Source organism: Streptomyces sp. S3(2020) (assembly GCF_013044505.1).
Lineage (GTDB): Bacteria > Actinomycetota > Actinomycetes > Streptomycetales > Streptomycetaceae > Streptomyces.
This window is the reverse complement of the sequence record NZ_JABERD010000093.1, coordinates 15,290-36,080: the sequence shown is the minus strand read 5'-3', so window position 1 is coordinate 36,080 and position 20,791 is coordinate 15,290. Positions and strand designations below refer to the sequence as shown.

Annotated in this window: 17 protein-coding genes and 1 pseudogene; 7 read left to right on the top strand and 11 right to left on the bottom strand. The window is 70.9% G+C overall.

The window, feature by feature from the left end:
• Both HLK59_RS26980 and HLK59_RS26975 read right to left on the bottom strand, forming a co-directional pair.
• Positions 1 to 899: pseudogene (locus HLK59_RS26980) on the bottom strand (molecular chaperone Hsp90); the annotation flags it as partial.
• Between the two features lie 220 nt (positions 900 to 1,119).
• Complete coding sequence (locus HLK59_RS26975) at positions 1,120 to 2,046, bottom strand: DUF3027 domain-containing protein (RefSeq protein ID WP_171144116.1); 927 nt, start codon at positions 2,044 to 2,046, stop codon at positions 1,120 to 1,122.
• Between the two features lie 303 nt (positions 2,047 to 2,349).
• Between HLK59_RS26975 and HLK59_RS26970 the strand changes: the two genes are divergently transcribed.
• The 4 genes from HLK59_RS26970 to HLK59_RS26955 all read left to right on the top strand — a co-directional run bounded on the left by HLK59_RS26970 (position 2,350) and on the right by HLK59_RS26955 (position 5,834).
• Positions 2,350 to 3,783 (top strand): MFS transporter, encoded by a 1,434-nt coding sequence (locus tag HLK59_RS26970; protein ID WP_171144115.1) that lies wholly within the window; start codon positions 2,350 to 2,352, stop codon positions 3,781 to 3,783.
• A 61-nt stretch (positions 3,784 to 3,844) separates the two neighbouring features.
• Positions 3,845 to 4,345 carry a hypothetical protein gene (locus tag HLK59_RS26965; RefSeq protein ID WP_171144114.1) on the top strand — a complete coding sequence of 167 codons (501 nt, stop codon included), beginning with the start codon at positions 3,845 to 3,847 and terminating at the stop codon, positions 4,343 to 4,345.
• Between the two features lie 14 nt (positions 4,346 to 4,359).
• Positions 4,360 to 4,998: a futalosine hydrolase gene (locus tag HLK59_RS26960; protein WP_171144113.1), complete on the top strand. Its 639-nt coding sequence runs from the start codon at positions 4,360 to 4,362 to the stop codon at positions 4,996 to 4,998.
• Positions 4,995 to 5,834 (top strand): 1,4-dihydroxy-6-naphthoate synthase, encoded by an 840-nt coding sequence (locus tag HLK59_RS26955; RefSeq protein WP_171144112.1) that lies wholly within the window; start codon positions 4,995 to 4,997, stop codon positions 5,832 to 5,834. The genes HLK59_RS26960 and HLK59_RS26955 overlap by 4 nt, the downstream gene beginning before the upstream one ends.
• A 13-nt stretch (positions 5,835 to 5,847) precedes the next feature.
• Here the strand turns inward: HLK59_RS26955 and HLK59_RS52060 are convergent, their stop codons facing one another.
• Entirely contained in the window at positions 5,848 to 6,231 is a 384-nt protein-coding gene (locus tag HLK59_RS52060; protein ID WP_171144111.1) for a cold-shock protein, read from the bottom strand.
• A 165-nt stretch (positions 6,232 to 6,396) separates the two neighbouring features.
• Here HLK59_RS52060 and HLK59_RS26945 point away from each other — a divergent pair, with 165 nt between their 5' ends.
• On the top strand, positions 6,397 to 6,645 hold the full coding sequence (locus HLK59_RS26945; protein WP_171144110.1) for a hypothetical protein: 249 nt from the start codon (positions 6,397 to 6,399) through the stop codon (positions 6,643 to 6,645).
• Here HLK59_RS26945 and HLK59_RS26940 read toward each other — a convergent pair.
• Positions 6,624 to 7,265: a haloacid dehalogenase-like hydrolase gene (locus tag HLK59_RS26940; protein ID WP_171144109.1), complete on the bottom strand. Its 642-nt coding sequence runs from the start codon at positions 7,263 to 7,265 to the stop codon at positions 6,624 to 6,626. The genes HLK59_RS26945 and HLK59_RS26940 overlap by 22 nt on opposite strands.
• A 50-nt stretch (positions 7,266 to 7,315) precedes the next feature.
• A complete protein-coding gene (locus HLK59_RS26935; protein ID WP_171144108.1) occupies positions 7,316 to 8,332 on the bottom strand; it encodes a hypothetical protein in 1,017 nt (338 codons plus the stop codon).
• Positions 8,333 to 8,485: 153 nt separating this feature from the next.
• Here HLK59_RS26935 and HLK59_RS26930 point away from each other — a divergent pair, with 153 nt between their 5' ends.
• Positions 8,486 to 10,999 (top strand): helicase C-terminal domain-containing protein, encoded by a 2,514-nt coding sequence (locus HLK59_RS26930; protein WP_171144107.1) that lies wholly within the window; start codon positions 8,486 to 8,488, stop codon positions 10,997 to 10,999.
• Between the two features lie 31 nt (positions 11,000 to 11,030).
• Here HLK59_RS26930 and rsgA read toward each other — a convergent pair whose 3' ends face one another.
• The 6 genes from rsgA to HLK59_RS26900 all read right to left on the bottom strand — a co-directional run bounded on the left by rsgA (position 11,031) and on the right by HLK59_RS26900 (position 18,308).
• On the bottom strand, positions 11,031 to 12,158 hold the full coding sequence (rsgA, locus tag HLK59_RS26925) for a ribosome small subunit-dependent GTPase A (protein ID WP_171144106.1): 1,128 nt from the start codon (positions 12,156 to 12,158) through the stop codon (positions 11,031 to 11,033).
• Between the two features lie 239 nt (positions 12,159 to 12,397).
• Positions 12,398 to 13,663, bottom strand: a complete 1,266-nt coding sequence (locus HLK59_RS26920) for an MFS transporter (protein WP_240982663.1) — start codon at positions 13,661 to 13,663, stop codon at positions 12,398 to 12,400.
• A gap of 56 nt (positions 13,664 to 13,719) precedes the next feature.
• Positions 13,720 to 14,478, bottom strand: coding sequence for an alpha/beta fold hydrolase (locus HLK59_RS26915; protein WP_171144105.1), 759 nt, complete (start codon positions 14,476 to 14,478; stop codon positions 13,720 to 13,722).
• 46 nt (positions 14,479 to 14,524) lie between these two features.
• Positions 14,525 to 15,826 carry a cytochrome P450 gene (locus HLK59_RS26910; protein WP_171144104.1) on the bottom strand — a complete coding sequence of 434 codons (1,302 nt, stop codon included), beginning with the start codon at positions 15,824 to 15,826 and terminating at the stop codon, positions 14,525 to 14,527.
• Positions 15,827 to 15,845: 19 nt separating this feature from the next.
• Entirely contained in the window at positions 15,846 to 17,645 is a 1,800-nt protein-coding gene (locus HLK59_RS26905) for a non-ribosomal peptide synthetase (protein ID WP_346779822.1), read from the bottom strand.
• Between the two features lie 75 nt (positions 17,646 to 17,720).
• Positions 17,721 to 18,308 carry a hypothetical protein gene (locus tag HLK59_RS26900; protein WP_240982662.1) on the bottom strand — a complete coding sequence of 196 codons (588 nt, stop codon included), beginning with the start codon at positions 18,306 to 18,308 and terminating at the stop codon, positions 17,721 to 17,723.
• 653 nt (positions 18,309 to 18,961) lie between these two features.
• Here HLK59_RS26900 and HLK59_RS26895 point away from each other — a divergent pair.
• Entirely contained in the window at positions 18,962 to 20,791 is a 1,830-nt protein-coding gene (locus HLK59_RS26895; protein WP_171144102.1) for a non-ribosomal peptide synthetase, read from the top strand.

Sequence of the window (20,791 nt, the reverse complement as noted above, 5' to 3'; positions counted from 1 at the left end):
GGGGTGCCGTCGGTGTCGGCGGGGACGGCCCAGGTGACCGACCAGTGCGGCCGCAGCCGCTCCTCGACGGGACGGTCGGCGAGGAGGTCGGCGGTCAGCGGCCCGTGCGAGGCGGCGACCCGCCACCGGGTCACGCCCTCCCGTGAGTCCTCCACGACGGTGAAGGCGTCCTCGGTGCGGCGGCGCAGGGTCCGGGTGGTGTCCGTCTCGATCACCACCTCCTCGAGCCCGGGGAGGGCGAGGAGCAGGGCGTCGTCCACGGCGTTCAGGAGGCGCTCGGCGAGGTCGGTGGCGGCCGGGTCGCGCAGCGGCAGGATGACGGCGGTGTCGTAGGGGTCGGGGGCGGTGCCCTCGGCGGCGAACGGGAGGCGGAGCAGGGGGATGTGCCCGTCACGCCGCCGGACCTCGTCCCCCAGGCCCGGGCTGTGGCGGGCGGTCTCGGCGGCCAGGTCCCGGCCCTCGGCGAGGGACCAGCGGACCCCGCCGTGGCGGCCGACGACCGCGGGCTCGTCGGTCACGGCGAGGACGGCGGCGAAACCGACGCCGAAGCGGCCGATGGCGGCGGTGTCGCGTTTCGCGGACGCCCGCAGGGTGGAGAGGGACTCCACACCGGCCGCGTCGAGGGGGGCGCCGGTGTTGGCGGCGACGAGGACGCCGTCGCGGAGGGTGAGCCGGAGCCGGCCGGGTACGCCGGCCCTGGCGGCGGCGTCGGCGGCGTTCTGGGCGAGCTCGACGACCAGTCGGTCGCGGTAGCCGCCGAGGACGAGGTCCTCCTCGGCGTTGGCGTCCTCACGGAACCGGGCGGGGCTGGTCGCCCAGGTGTCGAGCACCCCCCGCCTGAGACGGGCGGTCCCGAACGGGTCGGCTCCCTCGGCTGCGGGCCGCACGAACTTGCTCACGTTCAACACTCTCCTCGTCGGCGTGGGGTCGAAGGTACCGCGAGGAAGCGAACCGGGAACTCGGGGAGAGGGGTGGCCGCGGGGTAACGAACCACGATTTCCTCGCCCCCGCCGCCCCTACCCGTCCCATCCCTGGGGGCTGCCGCCCCCAGACCCCCGCTTCGGCCCTGAACGGGCCTCGTCCTCAAACGCCGGACGGGCTGAAAAACGCGAGGAAAAGCTACGAGTGGCCGAGTTCCGCCGTTGCCTCGTCCGAGGTGTCCGGGACCGAGCCGGAGTCCGGTGACGGGCGCAGGGGGAAGGGGTCGACCATCGTCTCGTCGATCACGGGGGCCGCCGGACGCGGGGGCGTCGGCATGACCGCCGCCTCGGAGTGACCACCGCAGCCGTACGACAGGGAGACCACACGGCCGTCCGCCGGGGCGAACTCGTTGGCGCAGACACCGAAGGCCTGACCGAGGGAACCACCGATCGGCTGGAGGAAACCGCAGCTGACGCAGGTCGCGGGGGCCGCCTGGGCCATCGGGGTCTTCGCGCCGTACGACTCGTCCCAGCGGTCCGCGGCGGTGTGCAGCCCGTAGCGGGACAGCACCCGGGCCCGGCGCATGCCGAGCTCCTCGGCGACCGAGGCGATCGAACCCCGGGTCGGAGCCATGGGCAGATGCGACGGTGTGCCGGCCGTGACCTCCGCGTCCTCCGCCTCCACCAGCTCGGCCATCTCCTCGGAGACCGCGGAGCTCGGCACCGGCTCGTCCTCGCCGGAGTAGCCCGGTTCCAGACGCAGATCCTCCGCGTCGGTGGGGAGCAGATCGCCGGGACCCATGTCGCCGGGGCGCAGCCGCTCGCTCCACGGCACCCACTCGGGGGCCAGGAGTGCGTCCGAGCCGGGGAGGAGGACGACCTCGTCGAGGGTCACCACCTTGGCGCGGGACGCCCGCGCCACCGTGACCGCCCAGCGCCAGCCCCGGTAGCCGAGCTCCTTGCACTCGAAGAAGTGCGTGACGACCCGGTCGCCCTCGGACTCGAGTCCCGCGTGCTCACCGACGACGCCGGGCGCCGCCGCCTCCTCGGCTGCGGTGCGTGCGAGGTCGACGGCCTCGGCGCACAGGCGGTCGGGGGTGCGGCTTCGCGTGGTCGCTGCGCTCACAGGTATCGCTTCTCTCCTACGCCGTCACTGTAGGTGCGTACGCCGGGGGCGAGGGTGGCGGACGGAGCGGACCCGGGGACCGCGTCAACGTCCGCGCCCGCTCACGCTCGGGCGCACCTGTGCCATCCATTGTGCAAGATGGCTGAGATACGCACGCTACCTGCTCGCGTGCGCTCGGCCTACACCGACGGGACGTTTGGCACCCCCGCACCGGTCTCGGTATGGCCACGGCAAGTCCGTAAATGCGCGGCCATACGCGCGGTAACCGCACTACGAACGCCTCAGTCGGGGCACTATGACGTCGTGGCAGCCGCGAAGACACCCCAAGGAGCCACCGGGATCGGTGGGGCCAAAGGGATCAAGGGGAGCAGCCGACGCAACGGCACGGGCCGGGTGCGCGGTTCCTTCCGCTCGGTCGCCCGCGCCCTGCATTTCCCGGTCACCGGGCCCGCCCGCGGCATCCGCAAGGCCACCCACGCGCACGGGGCCGGCGAGTCCGGTCTCGGAAAACTGATCGAACTCCACGGTGTGAACGGCGCGGGCGATGTGATGATCACGGTCGCGCTCGCCTCCACGGTCTTCTTCTCGGTTCCCACGGACGAGGCCCGCGGGCGTGTCGCCCTCTACCTCGCGATCACCATGGCGCCCTTCACCGTCCTCGCCCCGGTGATCGGACCGCTCCTGGACCGGCTGCCGCACGGCCGCCGCGCCGCGATGGCGGGCGCGATGCTCGCCCGGGCCCTGCTCGCGCTGGTGCTGTCCGGGGCGGTGGCCACCGGCAGCATCGAGATGTACCCGGCGGCGCTCGGCGTCCTGGTCTCCTCCAAGGCGTACGGCGTGGTCAGAAGCGCGGTCGTGCCCCGCCTCCTGCCACCCCGTTTCTCCCTGGTGAAGGCCAATTCCCGGGTCACCCTCGGCGGGCTCCTCGCCACCGCGATCGCCGCGCCGATCGCGGCGGGGCTCCAGTCGCTGGGCCCGCGCTGGCCGCTCTACGGCGCCTTCGTGATCTTCGTCGTGGGGACGTTCCTGTCCTTCACCCTGCCGCCGAAGGTCGACTCGGCCAAGGGCGAGGACATCGCGCTGCTCGCCGCGGACGAGAACCACCTCCACGGCCCGCACCGGCACCCGGTCAAACGCCCCGGGCTGCGCACGGTCGGCATCGCCGTCACCCACGCCCTGGGCGCCAACGCCGGTCTGCGCTTCCTCTCCGGGTTCCTGACCTTCTTCCTGGCGTTCCTGCTGCGCGAGCACCCGCTGTCCGGGGAGAGCGCCGCGGTGTCGCTCGGCATCGTGGTCGTCTCGGCCGGCGTGGGCAACGCGCTCGGTACGTCGGTCGGGGCGGCGCTGCGCCAGCGGGCGCCGGAGATCATCATCGTGACGGTCGTCGCGCTCGTGCTGGGCGTCGCGATCACCGCCGCGATCTTCTTCGGGGCGTTCCTGGTCGCCGTCCTCGCCGCGGTCGCCGGGTTCGCGCAGGCGCTGTCCAAGCTGTCCCTGGACGCGCTGATCCAGCGGGACGTGCCCGAGCAGGTCCGTACCTCGGCGTTCGCGCGCTCGGAGACCCTGCTCCAGGTGTCCTGGGTGTTCGGTGGCGCCGTCGGCATCGTGATGCCCCTCAACGGCGCCCTGGGCCTGTCGGTGGCCGCCGCGATCGTCGCCGTGGGCTGGCTGACGACGGTCAAGGGTCTGCTGAGCTCGGCCCGTCATGGCGGCACTCCCCGTACCCGCGTCGCCTGACGCGCGGCACGCCGCACCCCGCGTAACGGGACGGCTGGTACTGCCCGATAGCCTTCCGCCTATGACCTCGATGCAATCCGTTGTGCGACGCCGCCGCGTTGTCGCCGCCGCCGGCGCCGTTTCCGCCGGACTGCTCGTCCTGTCGGCCTGCGACAAGCCGACGCCGCGCGCCACCGTCACGGTCGGCAAGAACTCGGTGAGCGCCGAGGCCGAGTGCTGGGAGGACGGCGACAACCTGGGCCAGGAGAAGGCCACCAAGTGCGCCCTGAAGAAGGCGACCGACTCGATCGACGTCCCGCAGAGCGAGACCCTGCGCATCGGCGTCGACCCGGAGATCGCCGACACCGGCTGGGCGCTGTGGATCAACGGCCAGCAGGTCACGGACGTCTACAAGACGACGTACTACTCCTTCCAGGGCGTCGACCTCTTCGCCAGCCAGCAGGGGCAGGCCGCGCCGAAGCAGCTGTACATCAGCGTCGTCCAGCAGGACAAGACGGACAGCGGGGTCAGCAAGTCGTACAAGGGCGTGTGGAACTTCAAGCTCGTCAACGACAACGCGTAAGCCGTACGACGCCGATGCGCATCCTCGTGGCCACCGCGGTCCCCGTCGAACGGGACGCGGTGGCCCGGGCGTGTGAAGGGGCGGCGGTCGACGTCATCGCCGTCGGGGTCGGTCCCGCGCTCGCCGCGGCCGCCACGGCCACCGCTCTGGCAGGCACCTCCTACGGCCTGGTCGTCTCCGCCGGGATCGCGGGCGGTTTCGCGCCCCACGCCCCCGTGGGCTCTCTCGTCGTCGCCGACGAGATCACCGCGGCCGATCTGGGAGCCGAGACGGCCGAGGGCTTCGTGCCGGTCACCGAACTGGGCTTCGGGACCGTCACCCACCGTCCCCCGGAAGCACTCGTACGGGACGCCGTGGCCGCCACCGGAGCCCGCGCCGGAGCCGTGCTCACCGTGTCCACGGTCACCGGCACCGCCGAACGCGCGGCCGCGCTCCGGGAACGCCACCCGACCGCCCTCGCCGAGGCCATGGAGGGGTTCGGGGTCGCCGAGGCCGCCGCCCTGCACGGGGTGCCGGTGCTGGAGGTGCGGGCCGTGTCCAATCCGGTCGGGCCCCGGGACCGTGCCGCCTGGCGGATTCCGGACGCCCTCGCCGCACTGACCGACGGCTTCGGGAAGCTCGCGCCCGTACTGGAGAGTTGGAGACAGGTATGAGGCTTCAGATCGCGTACTCCCCCTGCCCCAACGACACCTTCGTCTTCGACGCCCTCGCCCACGGCCGCGTCCCCGACGCGCCCGCGCTCGACGTGACGTTCGCGGACATCGACATCACCAACGGCATGGCCGAACGCGGTGAGTCCGACGTGCTGAAGGTGTCGTACGCCGTGCTGCCCTATGTCCTCGACGAGTACGCGCTGCTGCCCTGCGGCGGCGCGCTGGGGCGGGGCTGCGGGCCGCTGGTGCTGACCCGGGAGGCCGGAACGGACCTGACGGGCCGTACGGTCGCCGTGCCGTCCGAGAGGTCGACGGCGTATCTCCTCTTCCGCCTCTGGGCCGCGGACACCCTGCCGGCCGGCGTCGGCGAGATCGTCGTCCTGCCGTTCCACGAGATCATGCCCGCCGTGCGGGACGGGAAGGTCGACGCGGGCCTCGTCATCCACGAGGCGCGCTTCACGTACCAGAACTACGGGCTGCACAAGCTCGCGGACATGGGCGAGCACTGGGAGAACACCACCGGGCTGCCGATCCCGCTGGGCGCGATCATCGCGAAGCGGTCGCTCGGCGCGAAGACGCTGACGGCATTGGCCGATTCCGTCCGCCGCTCGGTACGCGCCGCGTGGGACGACCCCGCCCTGTCCCGCCCGTACGTCATGGAGCACGCCCAGGAGATGGACCCCGCCGTCGCCGACCAGCACATCGGGCTGTACGTCAACGAGTTCACCCATGATCTCGGCGTCGACGGCTATGCGGCGGTGCGCGGGCTCCTCACACGTGCGGCGGCCGAGGGGCTGGTGCCGCCCCTCGGCCCGAATGCACTGGCTTTCCCCTAGAAATCCACCAGTTCTATACGTCGAGCTGGTCGGCGACCGCGCGCAGCAGGCCCGCGATCTTCGCGCCGGCGGCCTTGTCGGGGTAACGGCCCCTTTCGAGCATCGGCGTGATGTTCTCGAGAAGGGTCGTCAGATCCTGGACGATGGAGGCCAGCTCGTCCGGCTTCTTGCGGGTCGCGGCCGCGACCGACGGGGTCGGGTCCAGGACGACGACCGAAAGGGCCTGGTCACCGCGCTGACCGGCGACGACCCCGAACTCCACTCGCTGGCCCGGCTTCAGGGCCTCGACTCCGGCGGGGAGGACCGAGGAATGGACGAAGACGTCACCGCCGTCGTCGCGGGAGAGAAAGCCGAAGCCCTTCTCGCTGTTGAACCACTTGACCTTGCCGGTAGGCACGTCTGTTCCTCGTCCTCGTACTCGTCGGAAAACTGCTTCTGGAAACGGCTCTTGATAGCACTGGGGCGGGTCGTCGGGACCCGCCGGTACCAAGGCTAATGGTCATGACGCCGGTGACAAGACGTCGCCCGGTTGTTCCTTCGGGCAGGGAACTACCCTGGTCCGGTGCGTGACAAAACCCAAACGAATTCCGCCGGGCCCGGCGACCGACTGATCCGTGCCGGTGCCATCGTGTTCTTCATCGGTACGGTGGCCACACTCGTCACCGTGGCCCCGCTGTTCCTCGGAACGACACCATTTCCGACGTACATGTTCGGACTGAGCATGCTGATGGGCGTCGGCTTCCTGATCGCCGGCGCGGGTGTGCTGCGGTCGGTCGCGGCGGGGCGGCGTCAGGCGCGGGCCGGACGGTAGCCGGCGAGCCAGTCCGGGAACCGGGTGAGGTCGGCGAGGACCACGTCCGCGCCGGCCTCGGTCAGCTCCGCCGCGCTGCACGGGCCGGTGGCCACGGCGACCGAGAGCGCCCCGGCGGTCCGGGCGCCGCGGACGTCCCCGAGGTGGTCGCCGACATAGACGCTCGCGCCGTGCTCGCGCAGCGCCTCCGCCTTCTGCTCGGCCCACAGGTCGCCGATCACGGCGTCGGGGCCGAGGCCGAGGTGCTCCACGTGCAGCTTGGCGCTGGGCTCGTACTTCGCGGTCACGACGATCGCCCGCCCACCGGCCGCCCGCACGGCGGCGATCGCCTCACGGGCGCCGTCCATGGCGGGTGTCGCGGTGATCGCGATGGCCGGGTACAGCGACCGGTAGAGGTCGGCCATGGCCAGGATCTCGTCCGCCGGGAACCAGTGGGCCAGCTCCTCCGCCAGCGGGGGCCCGAGCCGGGTGATCGCGAGGTCGGCGTCGATGTACGTCCCGGTCCGCTCGGACAGCTCCAGGTAGCAGGCGCGGATGCCGGGGCGGGAGTCGATGAGGGTCATGTCGAGGTCGAAGCCGACGGTCGGGGCGGAGATGGGTGCAGTGGCCATATGAACCATTGTGCCCAGCCGGTACGACAGTCCTACCTCGCTCCTGCCTCGGTCCTGCTTCAGCCCTGCCTCTGCCTCTGGGATCGCCATACGAGGAACAGGGCCGACGCGACGGCCGCGCCCCTGACCACCCACGGCCAGGTGTCGGCGACCGCGTCGTTCATGTGCCCCTCGGCGATGGGGTCGCCCCAGCGGCCCTCGGTGCGGCCCCACAGCCACACGATCCCGGCGGTGAGCGCCAGGCCGGGCAGGAACATCACCGCCCATTTCGTCTCCGCCTCGGTCAGCCGCCGTGAGGCGTAGGCGATGAGCCAGCCCAGGAGAAGGACGACGAGGTTGCCGAGGACCGCGCCCACCACGAGGAGACCCGCGGCGATCAGCAGGAGCGGGTTGCTCCACCTGCCCTTGGGCAGGGAGAGCCACCGGCGGCGCGGGGCGGGGGCCTCGTCGGCCTCGGCCTCGGCTTCCGCCCCGGGTCCGGGCTCCGGGGCCTTCTCGACGGCCGGCTTCGGCTCGTCCTTCGGCGGCGGCTTGAGGAGCTCCGGGATCTCCACCCCGCCGACGAACCCCGCCGGGAGGCTCTCCCCGACCCCGAACGGGGTGCTGTCCGTCCGCCACCAGTCAGGCTGGAGCGCGCTGTCACCGAGCTCGGCCTCGCTGGCGAGGTGGGGCGGCGCGGGCGCCTCGTCCACCGTCTCGGCGGGACGCGGCTTCGGGACGGGCACGATACGGCGCAGCCCCTTGGGGCGGGGCGCGTCGGTGTCCCGGTCGCGCTGCGCGGGTACGGCGGTGGGGGCCGGAGTGGCCCGGGCCTGCGGTACGGCGCCGGTCGCGCTTCCCCCGGAGGGAGTACCCCCGGCCGCGGTGACGACGTCGTCGGGGCTGCCGAGCCGGTCGATGATCCGGCGCACGGCCGCGGGACTGTCCACGGGGACCTTCGCCCGGCGCCGGTCGATCTCGTTGCGCAGCTCCGAGACCAGGCGCATCCGGGTACCGGACGGCAGCTGCCGCTGATGGGCCACGTCACCGACGCGGCTCAGATACTCGTAGACGACCTGGTCGCTCTCGATACCCACGAAGTCCCTCCGGGGGGCGGCGCGTTGAATCCCCGGGGATGACCGTATCGCGAGGGATGCGGCCGGTGTCGCCACGCACGGCCGTGCCGTCGGCGGGCTCCCGACCCGCGGACCCGCACCTCACCGTCACGGCCACCCGCTAACGTGGGTCGGATGAGCACCTCGGCCACACCGCCCCGCTCCCTCGCAGAGGCTCTCCGCGTCCGGGACGACGCCTCCCTGGGCGCGCTCCTGCGGGCCCGCCCCGACCTCATCACCCCCGTCCCCACCGACCTCACCCAGCTCGCCACGAGGGCCGGCACCCGGGCCTCCGTCGTCCGTGCCCTGGAGCGCCTGGACCGGTTCGCTTTGCAGACCGCGGAGGCGCTGGCGGTGGCGGGGGATCCGGCGTCGTACGAGGAGCTGCTGGGGCTGCTGGCGGGGGACGCCGGGTCGCCCGCCGTCGCCGGAGCGCTGTCGCGTGCCCTCGGGACGCTGCGGGAGCAGGCGCTGGTGTGGGGCGAGGACGAGCGGCTGCGGCTGGTGCGGACCGCGCGGGAGCTGCTGGCGCCCTCGCCGCAGCATCCGTCGCCGACCGGGCTCGGGCCGACGGTGCAGGAGGCCACGGCGGGGATGTCGCCGGGCCGGATCCAGGAGATCGTGGCCGCCGCCGGGCTGGCGTCGACCCACGACCCGGTTTCCGCCGTCGCCGCGCTGACCGGCCTGTTCACCGACCGCGAGCGGATGGCGGCGCTGCTCGCCGGGCTCCCGGAGGAGTCCCTGGAGGTACTGCGGCGGCTGGTGTGGGGGCCGCCGTACGGGCAGGTCACGGCGGACCCGGCGGTGCGGCTGCGGCGGCTCATCGACCTCGGGCTGCTGCTGCCGACGGCGCCCGGGACGGTCGTACTGCCGCGCGAGGTGGCCCTGCATCTGCGCGACGGGCTCGCGCACCGGACCACCGAGCCGCTGCCGCCCGCCGTCGAGCCGGTCGCCACGCACCGTCCACAGGTTGTGGACACGACGGCGGCCGGACAGGCGTACACCACCCTGGCGACGGTGGAGGAGCTGCTGAAGGACTGGGACGAGGGCGGCCCGGCGGTACTGCGGGCCGGCGGTCTGAGCGTGCGCGACCTCAAGCGGACCGCCGTCGCCCTCGACGTGTCCGAGCCGGTCGCCGCCTTCTGGGTCGAGCTCGCCCACGCGGCCGGCCTGATCGCCTCCGACGGGGAGGCCGACGAGCGGTACGCGGCGACCCCGGCCTACGACGAGTGGCTGGAGCGGCCCGCGGCGGAACGCTGGGTGCGGCTCGCGGAGGCCTGGCTGACGGCGACCCGGACGGCCGGCCTGGTCGGCGGCCGGGACGCGAAGGACCGCACCCTGTCCGCACTGGGCCCGGGCCTGGACCGCAGCGCCGCCCCGGAGGTACGGCACCGGGTGCTGACCCTGCTGGCCGGTCTGCCGGAGGGTGCCTCACCGTCCGCGGAGTCCGTGCTCGCCCGGCTGCGCTGGGAACGGCCGCTGCGGGGCCCCCAGCGGGACGACGACCTGCGGTCACGGCTCGCCGAGTGGACGCTGAGCGAGGCGGAACTGCTGGGCGTCACGGGACGGGGAGCGCTGTCGGCCCAGGGACGGGCGCTGTGGGGGGCGGCACCGGCGAGGACTCCGCGCAAGGAGCCGTCGGGCCCCGGCGACAAGCTGCCCGTGCACCATCACACCGCGCCCCCGGTGGAGCCGCTCTCCGCGCCCGAGCAGGCCGTGGCCTCCGCCGCGGCCGCCCGTCTCCTCGCCCCGCTCCTGCCCGAACCCCTGGACCATGTCCTGCTCCAGGCCGACCTCACCGCTGTGGCCCCGGGCCCGTTGCAGCGCCCGCTGGCGGATGTGCTCGACGTGCTGGCGGACGTGGAGTCGAAGGGCGGGGCGACGGTGTACCGGTTCACACCGGGCTCGGTGCGCCGGGCGCTGGACGCCGGGCAGTCCGCCTCCGACCTGCACGCCTTCCTCGCCGCGCACTCCCGTACGCCGGTCCCGCAGCCGCTGGCGTATCTGATCGACGACGTGGCCCGCAAACACGGGCATCTGCGGGTCGGCGCGGCCTCCGCCTATGTCCGCTGCGACGACGATGCCGTGCTGAACGAGATCCTCGCCGACAAGCGCGCCGCGGGGCTGGGGCTGCGCCGGCTGGCCCCCACGGTCCTGGCGGCCCAGGCCGACCCGGCCGGGCTCCTGGACGGGCTGCGCCAGATGGGCTTCGCGCCGGCCGCCGAGTCCGCCGAGGGCGATGTCCTGATCGCCCGCGCGCACGCCCACCGCACCCCGCCGCGTACGGCGCCCGAGCCGGTACCGGACGGTCCGCCGGTGCCGGACGCCACCCTTCTGTCGGCGGCGATCCGGGCGATCCGCGCGGGCGACCTGGCCTCGACGGCCCCGCGCAAACAAGCTCCCATGGCGGGCGGCGAACTCCCCCGCACCAGCTCCGCCGAGACCCTCGCCACCGTCCAGGCCGCCGTCCTCACCAGCGAGGCCCTGTGGATCGGCTACGTCAACGCGGAGGGCTCCGCCAGTCAGCGGGTGATCGCCCCGATCCGGGTGGAGGGAGGGTTCGTGACCGCGTACGACCACACGGCGGACGAGGTGCGGACGTATCCGTTGCACCGGATCACGGGGGTGGCGGAGTTGGCGGAGGACTAGGACGCGCGTGGTCTGCGGATCAACGAGAGCGTCAGCGCTGGGGGCCGCCGCGCTTGCGCTCCTGCATGTGGTGGTGGGTGGCCCTCATCTGCTTCCAGTCCTTACGCATCTCCGAGTGCAGCCGGGCATCGGTCTTGGCCAACATCCACTGGTTCTCCCGCATGAGCTTGCGGTAGCTCTCCAGCCGCCGCTCCGGCAGCGCCCCCCGCTCGATCGCTTCCAGAACGGCGCACCCCGGCTCCGAGAGATGCGCGCAGTCGAGGAAACGGCATTCCCCGGCCAGCGATTCGATGTCCGAGAAGGTCTGCGCGAGCCCGGACTCCGCGTCCCAGATACCGACACCCCGTAGTCCTGGAGTGTCGATGAGCACCCCACCCCAGGGCAGCCGCAGCAGATCACGGGTCGTCGTGGTGTGCCGGCCCTTGCCGTCCTGGTCACGAGTGGCCTGGACGTCCTGGACGCTCTCGCCGAGCAGCGCGTTGGCGAGGGTGGACTTGCCCGCGCCGGACTGGCCGAGCAGCACGGAGGTGCTGTCCGCGAGGATCGCGGACAGCACCTCGATCCCGTCACCCGTCTCTGAGCTGACGGCCAGCACCTGGACACCGGGTGCCGCGGCCTCCGCCTCGGAGAGCAGATAGGACAGCACGGCCGGGTTGTCCACCAGGTCCGCTTTGGTGAGCACCACCAGCGGCTCGGCGCCGCTCTCCCACGCCAGGGACAGAAAGCGCTCGATACGCCCCAGGTCGAGTTCGGCGGCGAGCGAGACGGCGATGACCGCGTGGTTCACGTTGGCGGCGAGGATCTGCGCCTCGGAGCGCTTCGAGGAAGAGGACCGTACGATCGCCGTTCGGCGGGGCAGCAAGGACCGCACCACGCCGTCCGCGTCGTCGGTCGCACCGTTCTCGAGATCGATCACGGCCCAGTCGCCCGTGCACGGCACCCGCATCGGGTCACCGGTCGCCACCAGTGCCGTGTCCGCCGACACCGTACGGACGTCGTCCCCGTCGGGCACCACTGCGTCCACGCGCCCGCGATGCACACGGACGATCCGGCCGGGCAGGAGATCCTGCCCGGCATGCGTGGCGAAACTGTCCGCGAACTCCTCGTCCCAGCCGTAGGCGGTCAGGGGGTGTGCGGAGGAAATGTCGAGACTGAACAACGGGAAGCCCTTCAGGAAGGAGAGGTCCCGGCCATGCGCGCCAACGGCACGAAAAAAGGGAAGAGTTGCGTTAGCCGGAGACCACGGAGGTGGAATTGACGATCTTCTGGATGCGGGCAGCACTCATCGCAATGAGAGTCATCGATACACACCTCCCTCAACAGCCAACGCTGACAGTCCGACAAGGACATCTCGAACATGCCGAGCCTAGCCCAGCCCTGAAGGGCCGCGCCAGCCCACTATTTACGGTGCTCGGCCGCCGCTTCCGGTGCCGGCTTCTGCGGGGGCACCTCCCCGGTGACAAAGCCCATGGTGCGTACCTCACGCAGCGTCAGCAGCCCGAGGCTGCTGCCTCCCACGAGGACGGCGGCGAAGACCAGCACTGCGGCGTTGCCGGTCGTGGCGGCGACCGGGGCTGCCAGGGCGAGGCCGAGCGGACGCGCGGCGAAGGAGAGCAGCGCGTCGTAGGAGTCGGCCCGGGCCAGGGTGTGCGGCTCGAACCGCTGCTGCATCACGGTCTGCCACACGGTGTTGAGCACGCCCAGCCCGAGCATCGCCACGAAGTACGCGGCCGCGTTCACCGCCGTCGGCGCGGGCACCGCGAACGTCAGCAGCGGCAGGGCGAAGACGGCACCGCCGAGCGAGGTCGCGACGAGCGGGCGCGGGATGGGAAGCCGCGGGGCCAGATAGGCACCGAGCAGCAGGCCGACCATGCCGCACTGGTAGGTGATCACCCAGGAGACGTCACCGCCCAGTTCGCGGAGCGCGATGAGCGGCCCGAGCGTCATCAGGACGCCCGCGGTCAGGTTGGAGATGCCGTGGCCGATCAGGTTGGTCCAGAACCAGCGGTGCGAGCGGACCACCTGCCACCCCTCGGCCAGGTCCTTCATGAAAGTGCTGTTGCCCGCCGGACGCTCGTGTCGCGTCACCTTCAGACCGCCCAGTGTGGCGGCGGCCATGATGAACAGCGCCGCGGTGAGCACGAACGACCAGCCGACGCCGATGGTGATCACCATGACACCGACGATGCCGGGCCCGGCGACAAGGGCGATGCCGCGTGCCGTACCGAGGTGGCTGTTGGCGCGGAGCCGGGCCTCCGGGGGCACCACCGCGGTCACCAGCGGCGACACCGTGGGCGTGCCGATGGCGACGGCGGCGCCGGTGATCGCGGACAGGACGGAGAGATGGAAGATGTTGACGGTGCCGAGCAACAGCTCCACACCAATGATCAGTTGGATAAGGCCACGTACCAAGTCGGCGGCGAATGCCACGCGTTGAGGCGGGAGCCGGTCGGCGAGCACCCCGCCTACCGGCAACAACACCAGCTGCGGGATCAGTTCACAGGCCAGCACCAGACCGAGGTCGGTGGCCGAGCCGGTGGCATGGATGACCGCCAGGGTCAAGGCGGTGGGTACCAGACAGGTGGCCAGCACGGACAGCGTCCGGCCGGCCAGCAATCGCCGGAAACCCGCGATGGGGGTTGACGGGGCAGCAGGGGCTCGCATGGGGTCAGAGTCCGCCATTCATAGGGGCGTGGGGGGCATTCGAGGGTGGTGGCGGGTCAGCGCTGTGACTCCGTGGTCCGCAGCGTCCGCGTCAGTTCGGCGAGCAACTCGGCCGGAGCATCGAGGAAGGCGTGGTGGCCGCCCTCCAGGAGGGTGTCGGTGTATTTTCCGGCGTCCGTGTACGCGCTCCATTCCTTCATCTGATCGGGGCGGATCTCCTGGTCCTCGCGCCAGCCGATCACCCGGATCTCGCAGGGCAGCGGCACCGGTGCCGCCAGGTGGTACTTCTGGTTGGCGGTCACATCGGCGCGCAGGACCCGTAGGCTCATCTGGATCATGTCCGGGGTGGGAGTGCCGCCCATTGACCTGGTCAGTTCGGCCAGCTCCACAGCCAGTTCGGTATTGGTCATCTCCAGAAAACGCCCGAAGGGGCCTATATGCGGGGCGACTTGGGAGGAGACGAACAGCGTACGGGGGGTGGGCAGTCCGGAGTTCGCAAGGTGCAGCGCGGTGGCGAAGCCGGGCAGAGCACCGCCGCAGTGGCCGAAGAAGGCGAAGGGCCGGTCGAAGTGCGGCAGCAGCGCCTCGACCGTCTGCTCGGCGAGCTCTTCGTAGGTGCCGTAGTGGGGCTCGCGGATGCGGTTCTCGCGGCCCGGTGGCTGAATGCGGCAGATCTCGATGTCGCCGACGCGGTCGGGCCACTTGTTGTACATCGATGCGCCGAGGCCGGAGTACGGGAAGCAGAAGAGCCTCGCCGTGCTGTCCTGCTTCGGGGGCCGCAGCAGCATCTTGTTCGGGCGACGGGTCGAGGGCATGGGCCACCCCACTTTCTCGGTGAGTGAGTCGAAGACCGTGGCGGCCTCAGGCCGGTACGGGGCCGTACACGGTGACGGCTTCGTCGAGAACCTGGGCGGCGGCTTCGTGCAGCCGCGCGGTGAGTGGCATGCTCTTGAAGCCCGCCACGAAGTTGGAGGTCAGGTGCTCGACGGGACCGGCGGGGGTGAAGGTGTCGACGGTGGCGACGATCTCTTCGAACAGCAGCCGCAGCGCTATCCGGGCCAAGGGGGCACCGATGCAGTAGTGGGGCCCGAACCCGAAGGCCACATGGCGGTTGGGGGAACGGCTCACATCGAAGCGGAACGGGTCGGCGAAGACCTCTTCGTCGCGGTTGGCCGAGCCCAGCCAGGCCACGACCGCGTCTCCGGCCTTCAGCTCCTGGTCGCGCAGGGTGATGTCCTGGGTGACGTAGCGCATGAAGTGGTTGGCGGGGGAGGCCCAGCGCAGCCCCTCCTCGACGGCGCCGGAGATCAGGGACGGATCGGCCAGCAGCCGCCGATACTCCTGCGGGTTCTCGATCAGCGCCAGCACGGTGCCCGCGATCGCGTGCGGTGTGGTGACGTTGGCGCCCAGGAGAAGGCTGTAGCAGTTGTAGACGATCTCGTCATGCCGCAGCTTTCTGCCGTCGACCTTCAGCTCCGTCAGGAAGCCGATCAGATCGTCGTCGGCGAATCCGTGCCTGACACGCCGCTTGACCTGGCCGGAGAAGTACGCGAAGAGTTCGTGGTGTGCGGCGGAAAGGGTGCCCTCGCCTTCTGACTGACGGTACTCGGGGTCGTCGGGGGCGACGGCCATCGTCGTCAGACGGGTGAGCCGGGGCCAGTCGGCCTCGGGCAGCCCCATCAGGGTGCCGGTGAACGCCATCGGGAAGCCCGCGCCGACCGCGGCGACGTCCCAGATGCCGCCGTCCAGCAGCGGGGCGAGCAGCCGGTGCACCACCCTGCGGATCTGCGGCTGGCGGGACTTGAGGGCGCGGTGGGAGAGCACCTTGTTCATCGGCTCGCGCATGGCGGTGTGCACGGGCGGATCACTCGCCGCCATCATCTTGCCGCCGGCCGGGTCCGTACCGCCCAGGATGGACAGCAGGGTGCCGCGGTGTGAGGTGAACCGTGTGTGGTCGCGCAGGACGTCATTGACGTCGTGGTACTTGGTCACCGACCAGAATGAGCGGCCGTCGGCGAGGGTCTGACGGTGCACGGGGGACCGCTCGCGCATGAGCGACCAGATGGCGTGGGGGTCACCACCGGCGTAGAGCGCGGGGTCGAACAGGTCCACCGTGTTCAGGTCGATGTCGGTGCTGCCGGGGTTCGGGATGGATATCCTCATCGATTTCGCCGTCTCCTGTTCAGGCCGGTCGCCCGGCCCGGGGGCCGTCGCTCTCGCCCTTGGCCAGCAATCCGGTGATGTACGCCGACAGTTCGTCGATCGTCGGGTTCTCGTAGAAGGCCACCGGCGGCACGTTCACGTCGTACTCGGCGCTGATCTCACCGGTGATACGGACGGCCATCAGGGAGTGGCCACCGAGCTCGAAGAAGTCGTCGTCGATGCCGACCGGGGAGAACTCCATGAAATCGGCCCAGAGTTCGGCGAGCCACGCCGCCACCTCGGTGTCGGGGGCCCGGTAGTCGGCACTCAGCTCGGGGCGTTCGGGCTTCGGCGTCGCGGCCAGCCGCGCCCGGTCCACCTTGCCGTTGGAGTTGAGCGGCAGGGCGTCGATCCGGAGGAAGACCGCGGGAAGCATGAAGGCGGGCAGGCTCTGCGCCAGGTGCCGGCGCAACTCGGCGGTGGAGACGGCCTCTTCGCTGACGTAGCAGGCCGTCAGGTGGCGGTCCACGCCCGGCTCCCCCTGCGCGACGACCGCGACATCGGTGATCTCGGGGTGGGCGCGCAGGACGGTCTCGACCTCGCCGGGCTCTATCCGGAAGCCACGGATCTTGACCTGGTCGTCGGCCCTGCCGTGGAATTCGAGCGCGCCGTCGGGGCGGCGGCGGGCCAGGTCGCCGGTGCGGTACATCCGCTCGCCCGGCGTGTCCGAGTACGGGTTCGGTACGAACCGGTCCGCGGTCAGTGCGGGGTTGTTGAGGTATCCGTGGGCCAGGCCGAGGCCCGCCGCGTACAGCTCCCCGATCTCACCGTCCATGACTCGTTCGAGGCTCTCGTCGAGGAGGTGGACGCTGGTGCCGTGGATGGGCCGCCCGATGGGGACCGGACCGTCCGCCACGGCGCCGTCGAAGGTGTGGCAGGTGGTGAACGTGGTGTTCTCCGTGGGCCCGTAGCCGTTGACCAGGGTGGTGTCCGGCAGCTCACGCAGCGCGCGGTCGATATGTGCGGCGGAGAGCACATCACCGCCGGCGATCAGGTAACGCAGCTCACGGAGGTCCTGGGTGCCGGACTCGATCACGGCGTGGAACAGCCCCGCGGTCAGCCAGGCGACGGTGACCTTGTTCTTCGCGATGATCGCGGTGAGGTCGGCGGGGGTGAGCTCGCCGGGGGGAGCCACGACCAGACGGCAGCCATTGAGCAGCGCGCCCCAGATCTCAAGGGTGGAGGCGTCGAAGGCCACGGGTGCGAAGTGCAGGAAGACATCGTCGGGCCGTATCGGCAGGAAGTCGGAGTCGATCACCAGGCGTACAACCGCCTGATGGGGCACGCGCACACCCTTGGGTTTTCCTGTCGACCCCGAGGTGTACGCGATGTACGCGGTGTTCTTCGGCGCCGAAGGTACGGTGGGCGGTGTCGCGGGAAAGGACGCGAAGGGTGCGGGGGAAGCGTCGAGAAGGATGGTGGCGGCCGTCCGGCCGAGCCGCTCGGCGAAGTCGGCCGTGGTGATGACGACCTTGGCGCCGGAGTCCTCCAGAAGAGTGGCGTGGCGCTCCCTGGGCTGTCTGGGGTCCAGCGCGACGTAGCCGCCACCGGCTTTGAGAACGGCGAGCAGGGCGACTATCAGTCCTGCCGAGCGGTCCAGGCAGATTCCCACGCTGTCCTCGGTGCCGATCCCCAGACCGTGCAGCTGGTTGGCCAATTGGTTGGAGCGGGTGTCCAGTTCGGCGAAGGTCAGGTCCTCGTCGTGTGCGCTGAGCGCCACGCCGTCCGGGTTGAGAGCGGCCTGCCTCGCTAAGAGGGAGTGCACCGATGCTGCGGTCACAGCGCCAACCGACCCGTCCCATGCGGTTCTCGTCGACATTCTCCATCCGTTCTGTGAGGTCATCCGTGCCGGCGGTCAGCCGGCCGAGGGCAGCCCGTCGGGCACGGCGGTCCAGACCGCTGACGCCTTGCCGAGAAGCTGTTGTGACGCGTCGAAGACGGCGGTGTCGACGGAGGAGGTTCTGGCGTTCTTACGCCGCAGCGTGCCGACCACGACATAGGTATGACCCGGGGTCGGTGGCCGGGTGATCACCGCGGTCATCCTGCTGAGCACCATGGGCTCGTGGACCGGATCGCCTGTCCACCCGCCGGGACAGTCCAGCACGCTCCAGACGATCTCGTCACGGACACGGCCGTCGGCATCCGCCTGGTCGTCCGCGGGAGTCCACCGACAGGCGACGGTCCCCGGCCGCCCTTCCACCGGACCGGGGGTCAGCGCGAGTCCGTCGGCGGCCGGGCGCGCATGGCCGCAGACGAAGCACGTCGGGAAGGGATGCCCGGTGAACCCCCGGAAGCCGCGAGCGGCCTGCTCGGCCTCGGCGGGGGAGAGGGGATCGGTTCCCGTCGGCTCACCGGCCACCTCGGTAACCGTGGCAATGAGTTCTCCGGCCAGCCGGATCTGGGACCTGCGCTCTCCTCGGTGGAACTCGAGAGGAGTGTCCATCGGCGGTGGGGACAGGAGCGTCACGGCTGCGGCAGCACGCTCGCCGGGCGTGATCAGACCGGCAAAGAGGCCACACGCATAACCGCCCTGTGCAGAATGCGGCGGCCCGTTGAATTGAGACTCGATGATGGGGATACCCAGATCCGACACGACGCGCACAATCCCCCTCAGCTGTGTACCGCGCCAAATAACGGCAGGATTTCGACTCCTTGATCGGATTCGAAGAATAGCCCAACGGTTCCGCGCAGGGCAATGGGCTTTTCTCGACTCTCGCTCGGGCGGTAGGACACACTCAGGCTGGGATGACCCATCGGCAGCGCGCCCCCTCGAAAACGGCTCGAGGCTGCCTTGGGAATTCCTATGACGTCCGCCCCACGAGATCAATTCATGGGCTGTTCGGTGAACCTCAAACAGTCTGGCGCGAACAGGACAGGCCGTGCTTTAATTTCGAATACAGTGGCGAGGGATTTCGATCATCAGCGCCTCTCGCCCGCAATCTCCATCGGGAATCCATCGAGAATCCATCGGTATTCTACCGCCCCCTTGTAAAGATATTTCATTCCGATTTTGGCTGCACTGTTTCCCCTTGGCGGGGATGCCGGCCGCGCCCGCGCAGTATTACGTCGGTCAGCAAGGACAGTTAAGGAGTGCTCGTGTACGCAGCACCGTCCAAGGGTTCGTCCGTGTCCTCGTCCGCATACCGATCGACCGCCGCTCTGTTCCGCGATGTGGCCGCGCACAACGGAGCGCGCGCGGCCGTACGTCATGGCGACACCGAACTGAGCTACACAGAACTGGCGTCGGCGGCCGGCGGACTCGCCCGCTGGCTGCGCGAGGCGGGCATCGGGCGCGGGGATGTGGTGGCCACCGTGGTGGACCGCTCGGTGTGGTCCGTGGTGTCCGTCCTGGGCGCGTGGTCGGTCGGCGCGGCCCATGTCCACCTGGAGTCCTCGGACCCCGAGACCCGCATCGCGGCACTGCTGACCGCGACCGGGGCGCGAGCGGTGCTGACCGATGCGCGCAACCGGCCGCGACTGCCCGAACAGACTCCACCCGTACGGCTGTTGGACGCCTCGTCGGCGACCGCACCGTACGAGCCCTGTGAAGAAACCGATCCGCAGGACACGGCGTATCTCGTCTTCACCTCCGGCTCCACGGGCGTTCCCAAGGCCGTGGACGTCCCGCACCGGGCCGTACTCAACTACCACTTCGGGTTCTGGCGATACCTGGATCCGATCACGACCGTGGACAGCTTCGGCATCGCCACCACCTTCGCCGCCGACCTCGGTCTCATCTCCGTGTTCGGCGCCCTGTTCAGTGGCGCCCGGCTGGACATCTACGACCGAGACACCACGCTCGACCCCGTGGCCCTTGCGGCGGAGCTCAAGAAGCACCCGGTGGAGGCGCTGACGTACACACCCTCCTTGCTCGAGGCGCTAGCGGCACAGCATGACATCGGTGCGCTGTTACCCGGCCGGATGGTCGTCGTCGCGGGCGAGGCGTTCCCCCCACGACTGGCCGCCGCCATCCTCGAAGCCCGCCCGGGCCTGCATGCCGTCAACATGTACGGTCCCTCCGAGGCGACCGTCGCGATGATGCTCCACCGTGTGACGGAGCCGGACATCCGGCGCGCACGCATCCCGGTCGGAAAGGCCATCGACGGGGTCGACCTGCGGTTGCTCGGCGACGACGGCCGACCGGTACCCGACGGCACCCCGGGTGTCCTCCACATCGGCGGCGTCTGCCTCGCCCACGGCTACTTCGGCGACCAGGCCCTCACCGGGCGAAAGTTCACCCACGACGACGCCGGCGAACGCTTCTACCGCACCGACGACCTCATGATCCGCGACAGCGACGGCGTCTACGAGTACCTGGGGCGGGCTGACCGGCAGCTCAAGGTCCGCGGCAACCGCGTGGAGCCTGGCGAGATCGAGTCGGCGCTGCTCTCCGTGGCCGGAATCGAGCAGGCTCTGGTCGTCGGGGAGAGCCCGGCGCCCGACTTGCCGACCGAACTCGTCGCCTACGTGGTCACGTCCCCGCCCCTCACGCCGGAGGAGATCTCCCGGCAGCTGCGCACCGTCCTGGCCCAGGCGCTGGTCCCGAGCCGCATCGTCGTCGTCACGGCCATCCCCGTCACGGCGAACGGCAAAGCGGACCTGACCGCGCTGCACACCCTGGCCCAGGACGGTGCCGTACCCAGCGGCCCGACGGCCCCTGCGCCGCGCACCGACACCGAGCGGTTCGTGGCCGATCTGTGGTGCTCGGTGCTCGGACGGTCCGAAGTCGGCCGCGACGAGCGGTTCATGGAGATCGGCGGGGACTCCTTCAAGGCCCTGCGGGTCTTCGCCGGCCTGCGCCGCCGTTCTCCCGGCCTGACCATCGGACAGCTCTTCGAGTACCCGACGGTCGCCGCGCTGGCCGCCGCCCTCGACGGCGCAGATCCCGCGCACACCGACCGGTCTGCGGCAACCGTCGAACTGTGA

What these genes read in the sequence shown, in the direction of transcription:
- HLK59_RS26960 (WP_171144113.1), top strand. Translation starts at nt 4,360, where the DNA reads ATGCGCATCCTCGTGGCCACCGCGGTCCCCGTCGAACGGGACGCGGTG.
- HLK59_RS26955 (WP_171144112.1), top strand. Translation starts at nt 4,995, where the DNA reads ATGAGGCTTCAGATCGCGTACTCCCCCTGCCCCAACGACACCTTCGTC.
- HLK59_RS26915 (WP_171144105.1), bottom strand. Translation starts at nt 14,478, where the DNA reads ATGCCCTCGACCCGTCGCCCGAACAAGATGCTGCTGCGGCCCCCGAAG.
- HLK59_RS26900 (WP_240982662.1), bottom strand. Translation starts at nt 18,308, where the DNA reads ATGGACACTCCTCTCGAGTTCCACCGAGGAGAGCGCAGGTCCCAGATC.
- HLK59_RS26910 (WP_171144104.1), bottom strand. Translation starts at nt 15,826, where the DNA reads ATGAGGATATCCATCCCGAACCCCGGCAGCACCGACATCGACCTGAAC.
- HLK59_RS26930 (WP_171144107.1), top strand. Translation starts at nt 8,486, where the DNA reads ATGAGCACCTCGGCCACACCGCCCCGCTCCCTCGCAGAGGCTCTCCGC.
- HLK59_RS26920 (WP_240982663.1), bottom strand. Translation starts at nt 13,663, where the DNA reads ATGCGAGCCCCTGCTGCCCCGTCAACCCCCATCGCGGGTTTCCGGCGA.
- HLK59_RS26940 (WP_171144109.1), bottom strand. Translation starts at nt 7,265, where the DNA reads ATGGTTCATATGGCCACTGCACCCATCTCCGCCCCGACCGTCGGCTTC.
- HLK59_RS26965 (WP_171144114.1), top strand. Translation starts at nt 3,845, where the DNA reads ATGACCTCGATGCAATCCGTTGTGCGACGCCGCCGCGTTGTCGCCGCC.